The organism is Streptomyces sp. NPDC028635 (genome assembly GCF_040637635.1).
Taxonomy (GTDB): Bacteria; Actinomycetota; Actinomycetes; order Streptomycetales; family Streptomycetaceae; genus Streptomyces.
In genome coordinates, this window is record NZ_JBEZWX010000016.1 from 22,755 (window position 1) to 35,341 (window position 12,587).

The window sequence follows — 12,587 nt, forward strand, 5'->3', positions numbered from 1 at the left end:
GACGCATCAGCCCGGGTACCAAGCTGCTCGTGTTCAGTGACGGGGACGGGCGCATCGTGCTGAGGCGGGCAGAAGACACGATCAACGACCTGTTGCGGGAGGAAACCCTGTAGCGGCAGCCCCGGCTGCGCGGGACTGCCGCTCTCACTCGGTGTCGTGGTCGAGACCGACGGGCTCGGGGTGGAACCCGTGCCGCAGAGCCTCTTCGTAGACCTCCATCGCCTGCCTGGCCTTGGTCCCGGTGACCCGCCGCCCTTGGGCCAGACGCTGCGCGACATGGTCGGCGAGCTGCCTGTCCACGGCGCGCAGAACCCGGCCTTCGCGGGCCCAGTCCGCCAGAGCCTGCCACTCCCCGCTGGGGATGTCCTCGACGGCGGCTTCGGCCTCGTCGGACTCGGTACTCTCGGGGGAGGCGATCTCAAACGGCTCGGCTGTGAGCTCGGCGGCCAGCGCGTCGGGAAGCGTCCACGGGATGCGGGAAACCTCGTCCCAGCAGTCGGGCTTCTTCGCCCACTCCGACACGTGCCGGTCGCCGGAGATCACCGTCTCCATGATCAAGGGACAGAGGTCGTCGAGGGCGTCCTCCAGGGCGTCCGTGATGCCCTGCTCATTCCAGATCCTGTCGAGGTCGATCCGCTTCTCGGCGGCGAGCGAGAGCCGGGCGACCGTGTAGGTCGTGATCAGTCGTTTGTGGCTGCCGGCCGAGTGCGCACGGGCGATCCGGTCGGCAGCCTGGAAGAGGAGTGCGGTGGCTATGGCGCGCTTGCAGTACTGCACGTCCACGACGGGATCGGACTTCTCGATCCGCTCCATGAAGTGGGCGAAGTTCTTCTGGGCGCCGCGACTCACCCAGTACGGGAGCTGCTCCCAGGAGTGCACGAAGGTGGCCAGGTCGGACTTGCTGAATCTCTGCCGGCTCGGCGTGATCAGCTTGAACTTGCGCTGGGCGGCGCGGGTCTCGTGCTCGGCGGACTTGTCGGTGTACTGACCCCGCGCCCGCTCGTAGAACCATCGCGTCTCCTGACCGCTGCCGTCGGTCGCAGGGGCCCACAGGCTGCGGGAGACACGCTCGAAGGCGACGTGGAACTCGTGGTTCGAGCTGAAGTCGACCAACGTCACCTTGTTCTGGGTGTTGGAGTACTGGGAGATCCTCGGAACGATCTCGGACAGGTAGGCGGGATCGACGATCGTGAGTTTCATCTGCACATGGACGCCGTCCAGGTCCCGCTTGTCATGAGTCAGGACGTGGTGCAGCGAGGCGGTGGTCTGACCGCCGTTGACGATCTGGAGGCCGGTCATGCTCCTGATGGCGACGGGACTGCCGTGCTCGTCGGTCTCGAAGTCCACGTCCGAGGCAGTGGCGGTCACGCCGTTGTTGTAGGCGAGGAAGCGGCTCGGATCCTTCAACAAGGTTTCGCGGATGCCCTTGTTCACGCCACCACGGGTCTGGAGGAAGGACCGGACGTTGAGTTCGAGCAGCCGGGTCCGGTGCTCCCTGTACAGTTCGGCAAGCTGTCGGCCGGGGATGACGGCCAGGACGACCGAGTAGTTCGGCTCTTCGCTGTGCGCCGCCAGGCAGGGAAGAGGACGCTCAAAGGTCACCTTGATGGGCTCGCCGATACTCCCGGAGGTCTCGTGCCTGTGGAGCCGTGCAAGGTCCCAGAGCTCGTGCGTGACAGGGATCCCCTCGAACTCCCCGGGCCCCGGGGCGCTCGTCGTGCTGACCCGGTTGCTGAGGAGGAAGAGGCGGATCTTCGGAACCTCCGACAGCGCCTTCTCCACACCGACGCACATGTCGTGCACGTCGGTGTTGTCCTCCTGGTTGGAGCGGATGGCCCCGTGCTTGCCCAGGAACGCGAACAGCCTGCGGAAGAGCCTGTCGGACTCGGCCTTGGTCAGCTTGCTGCTCAACGGGGTCAGGTTGAAGTCGGTGGTGTAGAGATCGAGGCTGGACCCGTCCTCGGGCAGGCCGTAGCCGTAGATCTCCAGCCCCCGGGAGGAGTGGTAGGCGAGCGCTGCGTCGGTGACGACCCCGGCCTCCTCGAGGATCTCGAGTACGTGCTGGGTGAACGTGTTCGGGATCGAGCCGCCTTGGGCGTCCGCCAGCGCCTGGATGTCGGTTACCAGGGCGCGCGAGTAGTCGTTGAGGTCGTGCTCAGCCATGGGTTCCTCGGATCAGGTCGACGAGTTTTTCGGCGGCCACGCTGTGGGCGGTCAGTGCCGACACGTCGATGGTGTAGGTGCAGTTGCCCACCCCGGGCGGCAGCTCGGCCTCGACGATGCGGGGGAAACCCTCCCCGACCATCCAGAACTCGCTGCGACGCAAGGTGTAACGGTCGTGGTCGTAGAGGTCCCGCTGATTCGGCAGATAGCCGGCTTGGACCAGCAGACCCTCGAAGCGCTGGGCGGCGGACGGCGAGGTCAGACGGGCCCGTATCTCGTCCACCAAGGCGTTCAGACTCCTGCCGAGCCCACTTTGCCGGTCGTCGAGGACCACGTGAGCCAGTGCGAGGGGCGTCGAGTCGACCGTGTCCAGCTGTCGCTCACTCGCGATCTGGACCGTTCGGGGTGAGCGCGCCGTGGTCGCCTTCACCTCGACCGCGGCACCGGGCAGCTGGAAGTCCTGGTTCGTCTGCCGGGGGCCGGTCCAGGAGCTGACGGCCGTGTGCTGGTCCACAGCCGGAAGTACGTATTCAAGAAGGAAGTGGAGTTCACCGAAGAGACCGCACCGAGCCTGTCGGGATAGTCCGTCGCGCGATACGGAGCGCAGCAGCTGCTGCCACCGGACGTAGCGGCGAATCGCGGCCTCCGCCGCCGTCTCGGTTGTCGGCGCGTCCCGCACCACCTCAGCGATGTCGGTGACAAGCGGGGTGAAGACCTCGGTGAGTTCGTCGTCGGTGAGCATCACTTGGAGCTCGTATTGGTTGCCGGACACCGACGACAGGGTCAGCTGCAGACCTCGGGTGGCCGGCAGTTCGTGGATCTCCTGACGTACGGTGTCGGCGGTCCTGGCGTCGGTGCCGAGCAACAGCATCCGCCGGAGAGCAGGGTGCGTCACCGACACCTGGATGTCGTGCGGGGAGTCGGGGTGGAGCCGCCGGGTGGACCTACCCGGGGTCTGCTGGTGGGCCTCCAGCTCCTGCCACACACTCTCGTCGATCACTCTTCGTCCTCGAAGTCGTCGAACTCCATGTCCTGCTTGAACCAGATGTCGTTCACCACGTACTCGGTCTTCAACTGGTGGCGGGAGAACGGGAAGCTGATGGCGAACCCGACCAGCGGAGCGACCGGCTCGGGGCTCCCCGACGACTTGGCCACCTCGGCAGGGCTGAGGGGGTACAGCAGAAGCAACGGCTGGTCAGAGCGACGCTGGTGACGCAAAGGCCGGCCTCGGGGGGTGTCGGGGTCCAGCGGTTCGCCCTTCCTGTTCAACTTCCCCTTCGCGGCGTCCTTCGTGGCCTTCAGGGCCCGGTCGTACTGTTCCTCGGTCAGGTCGCAGAGCTCGTCGGCAGGGCTGAGGACGCGCTTGATCGTGTAGCGGCCGGGAACCACGTCCGAGGACTTGGAGTGCCTGCGTGTGATGAGGCCGATGGAATGGCCCGCGATCTCGGCCGGCTCGCCCTCGGGCAGTCGGCTCGCGAGGCGGATCGTCCAGTTGCCGAGCTCGCCCTGCCTGGCGCACTGCCGCACGTATTCTGCGATGAAGGCCGGCCGCACCCGCTGGGCCTGCCGGTCGGTGAGATAGGAGTCGAGGAAACCCTCGGTGACGTCCGAGGCTGCGACCCCACTCCAGGTGACGCTCCCGCTTCGCTCGTCCACGTTCCCGGCTGAGAGTGCATCGAGGCGCGCGGCAAACAACTCGAGGAGGTCGTAGTTCTTGCGAACCACCTTCTCGGAGAGGTCGAAGATGGTCGTCTCGGGAAGCTCACCGGAGTAGCTGAGGCGGACACGCGTGCCCTGCCTCATCTTGTTGGAGGCCGTGATGCCGAGACCGAGCGACGAGGTCCTGACCTTGAGTCCGTACTCGCGGGGGGTCAGCCCCACCGCGGACATCTCCTCGACGTCGCGCCGGAGTTCGTCGGTGGCCGCGGTGATCTCCGCGTACTGGCGCTGCAGTGTACGTGTCGTGTACAGCCGGCACAGGTCCTCGTAGTGGGGACGGTAGCCGAACCAGCGGCCCATCTGCAGCAGGGTGTCGTACGTCTTGGAGGCACGCAGGTAGTAGCTGACCGACAGCCCTTCGAGGGTCAGACCGCGGGAGAGTTTCTCGCCGCCCACGGCGATGACCGACAGGCCGGTCTCCCGACGCTCGTAGTACTGGAGGGCATCCTTTGCGGCACCGTTGACGGCCATAACGGTGATCTTCGCAAGGGCGGCGTGGAGATGGGGTTCGACGTCCTCCCAGTCGAGCCGGCCCCCGGTCATGTCCTCGGTGCAGGGGACGAAGTCCTCGTCCCAGAGCTCCCGCAGCTCTTCCTCGAGTTCTTCGCGGGCACTGCTGAACCTGTCCTGGAGAACGTCGAAGAGCAGGCGCACGTGGGCGTCGATCTGCTCGCGGACCTGCTGCTGTACAGCTGTGAAGCGGGTCACGTGCACCAGCATGGAGTTGTGCACGGCGACCTGCCCCCGCGCTCGACGTACCGCGCAGGTCAGGACGAAGGACCGGATGGCTCGCTGCAGCGACTCGGGTAGGAAGTCCGGAACCTGGTGGTAGGACTTGTGCTTGTCCGGCACCCAGAGGTCCGTGTCCTTGATGTGCCTTATGAGAGGCAGCGGCTCGATGTCCTCCTCGTCGCCGTCGGTCTGCAGACCGAAGAGACGCTCCGGACCAAGGTAGTTCGACGGCGCCCGCAGAGTGCGGATGAAACTCTCCGGGAAGAGGTCGGGGCCCAGCTCGTCGTGGTCCGTGTCGGGGCTGATGTAGATGTTCGCGAAGGGGGTCGCGGTGTAGCCGACATAGGACGCCTTCGTGAAGCTGTTGACCAACCGCCTGATGGCCTTGTTGATCGCCGACGGGTTGGTGTCGGGGTCCTTGGACGTGTTCACCCCGGCGTTGTCGGCTTCGTCGTCGATCACGAACAGGGGGAGGTCGGGGACGACCATCCGGCCGGTCTCCGGGTCCTCCACGCCGTGGTTGTCGATCACCCAGTCCCGCAGGTTGTCGATGATCCGTCGGTTCTTCTTGACCACCAGGACCACCGGGACACTACCGACGGGCACGTTCGCGGAGACCGCCGTCTTGCGGGCGAAGTCCCCCTTCTCGTGGCTGGTGGTGAGCGACGCGGCCTTCAGGCGCTTGCCGTGCGACATCGCGCCAACACCGATATGACGATGCGCGTCGTCGTCCGAGCGGAACTGGTACTGGGTGTCGAACCCGAGGAGCCCTTCGTCGATACGGAGCTGGGTCTGGCTGCGCAGGTCGTTGTGGATCCCGGCGAACACCACGATGAGCCGGTAGCCGGCGTCGGCTGCCTTCGCGGCGAGTCCGATGAACTGCCCCGTCTTGCCGGACTGGACCTGTCCGATCACGAGCCCGGTCCGGCGCCAGATGCCTTCCCGCTGAGGGTCTTCCAGCTCACCGAGGACGTCGTCGGTGCTCTGGTCGAGTCGGCGCACGACCTGCGTCGGAAGCTTGGAGACGGTCAGGAGGTAGCGCCGGTAGCGGTCCCAGAAGTCCCAATTCCGGTCGGCCTTCGCGTCGGCAAGCCAGGGCACGTGCCCCTCGTCGTCCTTCATCGCGGAGGAATCGGCCTGGAACACGGTGGCCCGGGCTTCGAGCACCTTCCGCACCTGGTCCCGCTCCACTGTGATCCCCTGGGCAGCGAGGATGCTGACCGCTGTGTTCACGGCGAAGTCCACCTCGGCCGGCGTTGCCTGGCGGTCACCGGGCAGGAGCAGCACCGCGGTCTGCTCGGCCTTTTCGAGATTGTCTTCGGGGGTGGTGCTCACAGCGACCTCCTGCGGCCGGGTCGGTTTGGAGTGGGGACTACCAGGTGGGTCAGGAGTTCCAGAAACCTTGTTGCTCGTCGAAGGGGGGCATGGAGCTGAGTACTCCCCGGGCATCCTCAGGGGAGCGGCCCTGCCCAAGGAGCGCTTCGTACACCTGGCGGGCGATGTCGACGGTCTCCGGAGCGGCCGGCCCCGGACCGCCGAAGGGCTCGGGGTCGTCGACCATGTCGGTCTCGTGGAGCATGCGGAGCGCCGTGACCGGGACCGTTTCCTCAAGGAGGCGGATCATCGAGCGGACGACGTCCGGGTTGCCGCCCTGGTCGTCCATCGCTGCTTTCACCAAGGGGTGTTTTCGGTTGATGCGCAGAACGATCCGGCCGTCGTGGCGCTTCACGTTCCAGGCGAACTTCAGGGGGTCACCGTGCGCCCGGGAAACCACTTGACCACGCTGCCGTGCGGAGCGGGAGGCCGCCTCGCGCGTGTACCTGGCGATCCTCTCCAGGTGACGCCGCAATGAGACGGGCGGAACGACGCTCGCCTTGCGCACGTCCACGCCCCAGTCGGTGTCGGCCTCCGCAGGGATGTCCACAGCGATCCGCGCGAGGTTGTACTTCTCCTCGCGCCGCAGGCCGCGGATCCCCAGCCAGTTACCGGCCAGGATCAGGCGGTCACGGCGGTATACGTAGAACCCCTGCTGCCCTAGCCACCCCATCTGCCCGGCAGCCGACTCGTACTCGGCCTCCGATAGGCGCTGTGACGTGGGGAGGACGAAGGGCTCCACGCGTACCGACTCCGATCCCAGCGGCAGAGGCTCCCAGGGGATCCGCTGGACCGACGGGTGCGTAGACAGGAACGGGTCCCACGGGGAGAGGGCGGAGCCGCGCACCCGGATCCGGCACCGGGCCGGGCGCTGCAGGAAACGGGCGAAGACCATCGAGAGGTGGGCTTCGGTGCGTTCCGCCTCCGCATAGAACTGGGCCTGCGTCTTTTCATCATCGCTGGTCACGGCGGTGTTGTGGTAGCCGGAGAGCTGCTCCCACAGGACAACGGTCCCGTGCTGCATGCTTCCCGCGATCCGGCGCAGAAGAGTCGTGGTCGTATCGCCGGGGTCACGGAGGAGCCGCCACTCCTTGTGGTGCTCCACGACACCGAGGTCCCAAGTCCGGACGTGCCAGGTCCCGTCCTTGACCGTGGCGACGGTGAGTTTGCGGCACTGGGAGAAGGAGGCGGACTTCAGCCCCACACCGAAACGGCCGAGATCCGTAGCACTCCGTTCGGCGGACGGCCCGCGGGCCGCCACCGTCATGGCGGTCACCAGCTCGGGCTCCGTCATCCCTCTGCCGTCGTCCGTCACAGCGACCCAGGAGTTCTGTCCGTCCCAGGTGAAGTCGACGTCGATGTTCTTGGCCTCTGCTGAGACACTGTTGTCCACGAGGTCTGCGACGGCGGCGGGAAGCGAGTAGCCGAGCGAACTGAGCGACGCCACCATGCCAGCAGGGTCGGGAGCAGCGACCTCGAAGTCCATCTTTACGCTCCGTACCCGGTGAGTCCTGTGCGGTCGATTCGCCTGTGTGCTCCGCGGAGCGGCATGTGACAGGGCCTCTCGGGTCTTGTGTGGTGCGCGTGTTGCTGCTTGACCCACACCAGCCGAAATCCCCCGTTCGGAGCATGCTACCGAAGGGACTTGTCTCGCGTAAGTGATCTCTGTGAGCACTGCCCACCAGCTTTGCGAGGCATAACGCGTAGGCCGTTGAGTCGCCGGGGGCGGCCTGGACACTGGAGGAGCGCAGAAGATTCGGCGACACATCACAGTGGCACACCGACAGCCTCACAGGTTCCGTACTGGGGGCGCATGGAAGCACGCAGGTGCTGGCATTCGAGCTCTCAGCTTGGGAAGCTTGGGTTCCTTGGCAACAGTTGCTTCACTGACCTGCGACCGAGTGGCGTTGGAGCCCGGGGCCCACGCGTGGCCAATCGCCGCTGTTCCCCGTGTGTCCCAGCACGATCTGGCAGGGATCTGGCACGACGTCTTCGTCTCGACCTGTCGGCCCAGAAGTCGTTGAGGTCGCGTTAGCTGCTCAGCTGGCCATTGAAGGGTGCTGGCGGCCAGCTACGGTCGTCGTGGTTGCTGTACTTCGCTGCTGTACCGCAGGGATCAGGTCGGCTCGGCCTGGTCGTACTCGGCTGCCTCGAAGCTGGGCCGTAGCTGATCTGAGGCGTCGGATCGCTCGATCGTTGCCGATGCTGCTGTGTACCGGTTGGCGTACGGCGATGAGCACGCACAGAGTCATGGCGCCGTCGTCCTCCCGTAGGGAAGGATGCAAGAGAGTGCCAACGATCGAGAGCACGACGGGGTGGGGATGAAGCAGAGGGATTCTGAGCCTGTGGTCGGCATCAACAAGCCGACGGGCCAAGAGGCACGCGAAGCCTGGGGCTCAGAGGCGTACTTAATCCTCATAGGTGTAGCGCAGACATATCATGCCGTAATCACTTACAAGGAGTTGGCGGAGGAGATCCAGGGCCGGACTGGCATCCGGACCAAGACTCTCCTGCACAACTGGATCGGTCCGATCTTGGGCCGGGTGGTGCGTGAAGCCCACCGTCGCGGCGACCCACCACTGACGGCTCTGGTGGTCCATACAGACGACGGCAAGGTAGGCAGTGGCTACAAGGAAGTTCTGGCAGTCGCTGGAGAGCCGCCGGTAGATGACGAGCTGCAACGCGAGCATCACGCTGCCGAAGCCCGCCTTGCTTGCTACCGCCACTTTGGGGCGACCATGCCGCCTGGCGGTGGTGTGCCGGCCCTCGCTCCCAGACTGCGGGCCGCCGTCGAGCGCCAGCGCGAGCGCCCTGAAAAGCCTGCCCGGGTTTGTGAGCGCTGCTTCGTCCAACTGCCTTCGACAGGCATTTGCGATGCGTGCGGTTAGTCGACGACTGCTTCGTCCCGAAGCGACTTGGGTGGGGGCGCTACCTTGAGCTGCTGCGCTTCTCACCTGCGTTCATGGTCCGCGGACGTTCGCGCTCGTCCGTGGTAGTCCGTCGGCGTTGTCACGCATTAGCCACTCACATGGCGCGGCTCGCGGTGCCTGAATCAGCTCGCATCCGCTGAGTTCTCCAGGCTTGGGCATGGTGCTATGAGTGTCGCAGATCCATTTGGGTGACCTGGGGCCGGCGTTCCCTGCGACCGTCGTTAGTAGTTCGCCATCGGTCGTCATTGAGCGGCCTCGGACGGCCCACAGACGGCCCAGCGGATGGGCTCGTGCGCCCCCCTCGGCGAGGTTCCCTGTCGAATGGGACCACCACTGTCCGCCTCGGCCCTGCGCCCTCGGTGTGGGTCCTCAACGATGCCAGCCGCAGTAACCCTGTGCCGGCTCTGAGGGGCCGAGCGACAGAGCTCCACCAACGAGGTACCCGGATACGTACGACTACGAGGCAGCCGTTCTCTGGAACGCGCACGCCGGTGCCCTGTGGCGGCGCTTCTTGATCTACCACCGTCGGGAGGTCGCCAAGCGCGCCGGTCTCACGCAGCGCGCGTTCCGGCACTACGCCCGAGTCTCCTCCGCGAAGGTGGCCGAGTATCAGAAGCGTGGTGCCGTCCACTTCCACGCGGTCATCCGCCTCGACGGCCCGGAGGGAGGAGGCACCGCGCCCCCGGCATGGGCGTCGGCCGAGCTGCTGACGGACGCCATCCGGGCCGCTGCCACCGCTGCGCGCGTCGCCGGACCAGAGATCGACGGCCGTACCCACAGCTTCGTCTTCGGCCGTCAGCTCGACGTCCGTCCGATCGGCTCCGCCGACTTCAACGACGGCCAGGAGCTGACCGAGCGAGCCGTAGCGGCGTACATCGCCAAGCACGCCACCAAGGGCGCTGAGACAGCCACCGGCACCCTGGATCGCACGATCCGCTTCCTCGCCGAGCTGGCGCAAGCCCGGATCTCGGACCACGCCCGGCGCATGATTCGCACCGCGTGGACTTTTGGGGCACGCTCCGAGTTGGCAGGCCTCCGGCTTCGTGCCTGGGCTCACATGCTCGGCTTCCGCGGCCACTTCTCGACTTAGTCCCGTCGCTACTCGACCACCCTCGGCGCCCTCCGTGACGCCCGTGCCGAGTGGCGCCGTGCCCAAGCTGCGCCGCCCGTCCCGCAGGACGGTGAAACCACGCTCGACCTCGCCCACTGGGTGTTCGCCGGAACGGGCCTGTCTCACGCCGAAACGTGGCTCGCCGCCTCACTCGAACCCGCCCCCGGAACGGAAGGAGAACCGACATGGACGCCCGCCGCGACGAGACAGGTACCTCGCTATGAAGTGGCCTTATGCGGCGCCCAATACGCGAGACGGCATCAACGAATCCCTCACCAGCGTGACCATGGAACTTCTCGTGGAACGCCCGGGATGGCCGTCCGACGAGGAGATCCGTAAGGCGTTGCGCAGTTGGGCCTTCGTGCTGCCAGGTCCGAACGACAGGGAAGTGCCGGACAACGTCCAGAGCGTCTGCACTGGGTGGCAAAGGCGTCCAGGCCGCTCGCGGATCTCGCCGAACCGGCGACGGCGCGTGCGGTGCTCGACGGACTGAAGCTCAAGCTCGATGGCACCCCTGCAGCCGCTGAGACTGTGCGACGGAAGCGGCGGACCCTCGTGAACGCCGCGAACTATGCGGTCGACCTGGGGGAGCTGCGGGAGAACCCGATCACGGCGGTTCGCTGGCAGAAGCCCAAGGTCTCGAACCAGGTCGATCCGCGCGTTGTCGCCAACCCGGAACAGGCCCGCAATCTCCTGGCGGCAATGTCCTACGTCGGCGGCTACCGGCGTGCTCGCGGCCGGCGTCTCGTCGGGTTGTTCGCGGCGATGTACTTCGGTGGCCTCCGGCCCGCTGAGGCGGTCGGCCTGGTCGAGACTGACCTTGTCCTCCCTGAGCGGGGCTGGGGATCGGCGCTGCTTCACCGCACCCGCCCTTCGGTCGGCAAGCAGTGGACGGACTCGGGGGAGACCCACGACGACCGCGGGCTCAAGAATCGACCGGCTGAGGACGTTCGGCGTGTGCCCATCCCGCCCCAGCTCGTCGCCGTGCTGCGCGAGCACCTGGCCACGTTCGGCACGGCGGATGACGGGCGGCTCTTCTTCAGCGAGAAGGGTTCAGTCGTCCCGTCCTCGACCTACTACCGCGTGTGGCAGGAGGCTCGGCTCTTGGCGCTTACGCCGGCCGTCGCGGCCTCGCCACTTGTGAGCAGGCCGTACGACCTTGGGCACTCGGCGCTGTCGACGTGGCTTAATGCGGGAGTGGATCCCACCGAGGTAGCCGAGCGCGGTGGTAACAGCGTTGAGGTGCTGCTGACCCGGTACGCGAAGTGCCTCGACGGACGGCAAGACGTCGCCAACCGGCGCATCGAGGACCTGCTTCGCGAGTACGACTGAGCCCCAACTTCTGCCGTTCAAGGCCCCTGCGGTGATCCAGGAGCCTTGCCGTTTTCTGGGGTTTCGCGGTCAAAGTTTCGCTGCTGGGCAATACTGCTGCTCATGGAACGTCAGAGTCATATACCTGTGATCGAAGAGAAGGCGTGCTCAGCATGCGCCAAGCCGTACAAACCCCTCCGCAGGGGAATGTGTCAGCCGTGCTACCGCCGAAACGCGCGTTACGGGACGACTGAGTACCGACGGATGGAACTAGAAGATGTCACAGTCCACTTTATTCTAAGCAATTGCGCGGAATCGGGGGAGTGTCTTCTGTGGGAGGGAGCGATAAGTAAGGAGGGGAGACCGCAGACCATGGATCGCAGACTATGGAGAGAGGAAGGGAAGACTCGCCAAATTCTGTTGCATAGGTGGATGTATGAACAGCATTCGGGTGATGAGCTCCGCAAGGGCCAGCAGGTCAGACAAACATGCGGAGAAAAGCGGTGTCTTGCGCCAGCCCATCTTGAGACCTCGAAGCCGAGACCTGGACGTGAGCCGCTCGGCGATGCCGGGCAATACAAGGGGAGAAAGCGGCGGGAAGACCACTTCGAACGTTGTGCGAACGGGCACGAGTGGAGTGATGAAAACTTGTACATCGATGCCAAGGGGCGTCGTATCTGCAGGATTTGCCAAGTCGCGTCGCACCTGCGTAGAGCAGGGAAGGATCTCAGCGAACATGAGTGGCGTCGTCGGAAGCCCTGGGAGGAAACACCTGAGTGCGTGAACGGCCACCTGTATGAGCAGGTCGGTTGGTACTGGAACGGGGAGGCGCGTGTCTGCCGGAAATGTTTCGCTGAGAAGGAGCGTAAGCGGTGGCTGCGTGTGAACTATGGGCTAAGCACTGAAGACTTTGAGTCCCTGCTTGTGACTCAAGACTTCTCCTGTGCAATCTGTGCAACTACTTTTAACCCTGGTGTACGTGATCTCACCCCATGCGTCGATCACTCCCACACGACTGGGCAGGTCAGGGGCTTACTCTGCCACACTTGCAATCTCGGCCTGGGGCACTTCCGGGATGACCCGAAGCGCCTGCAAGCGGCGCGCGGCTATCTGGCGGCGTTCGCACCTCTGGACTCTCCGAGCGAGGAGATTCAGTGATGGCCTGGTTGAGGTCGTCACCACGAAGTTGCTAGATCGAGGCTCCTGCACCCCGTCCAGGGGCCTCGCGCTTTTCAAAGCCTTACCTG

At 65.6% G+C, this 12,587-nt stretch carries 6 protein-coding genes and 2 pseudogenes; 3 read left to right on the plus strand and 5 right to left on the minus strand.

All coding sequences use genetic code 11. The features are described from left to right. Window positions 1-144 precede the first annotated feature (144 nt). The 5 genes from AB0E88_RS19025 to AB0E88_RS19045 form a co-directional block, all read right to left on the minus strand. Window positions 145-2,163, minus strand: coding sequence for an AIPR family protein (locus AB0E88_RS19025; RefSeq protein ID WP_361631704.1), 2,019 nt, complete (start codon window positions 2,161-2,163; stop codon window positions 145-147). Continuing rightward, window positions 2,156-3,163, minus strand: a complete 1,008-nt coding sequence (locus AB0E88_RS19030) for a PD-(D/E)XK motif protein (RefSeq protein ID WP_361631706.1) — start codon at window positions 3,161-3,163, stop codon at window positions 2,156-2,158. Before AB0E88_RS19030 ends, AB0E88_RS19025 begins: the two co-directional genes overlap by 8 nt. Next, window positions 3,160-5,949, minus strand: a complete 2,790-nt coding sequence (locus AB0E88_RS19035) for a Z1 domain-containing protein (RefSeq protein WP_361631708.1) — start codon at window positions 5,947-5,949, stop codon at window positions 3,160-3,162. Before AB0E88_RS19035 ends, AB0E88_RS19030 begins: the two co-directional genes overlap by 4 nt. Window positions 5,950-5,998: 49 nt before the next feature. After that, window positions 5,999-7,474 (minus strand): ATP-binding protein, encoded by a 1,476-nt coding sequence (locus tag AB0E88_RS19040; protein ID WP_361631710.1) that lies wholly within the window; start codon window positions 7,472-7,474, stop codon window positions 5,999-6,001. Between the two features lie 922 nt (window positions 7,475-8,396). Beyond that, entirely contained in the window at window positions 8,397-8,840 is a 444-nt protein-coding gene (locus AB0E88_RS19045) for a hypothetical protein (RefSeq protein WP_361631712.1), read from the minus strand. 520 nt (window positions 8,841-9,360) lie between these two features. On the opposite strand from AB0E88_RS19045, the pseudogene AB0E88_RS19050 reads away from it, so the two are divergent. The 3 genes and pseudogenes from AB0E88_RS19050 to AB0E88_RS19060 all read left to right on the plus strand — a co-directional run. Then, window positions 9,361-10,215 (plus strand): annotated as a pseudogene (locus AB0E88_RS19050) (replication initiator); the annotation flags it as partial. A gap of 22 nt (window positions 10,216-10,237) precedes the next feature. Next, window positions 10,238-11,361: pseudogene (locus AB0E88_RS19055) on the plus strand (site-specific integrase); the annotation flags it as partial. A gap of 411 nt (window positions 11,362-11,772) precedes the next feature. Next, complete coding sequence (locus AB0E88_RS19060; protein ID WP_361631714.1) at window positions 11,773-12,498, plus strand: endonuclease VII domain-containing protein; 726 nt, start codon at window positions 11,773-11,775, stop codon at window positions 12,496-12,498. Window positions 12,499-12,587 lie beyond the last annotated feature (89 nt).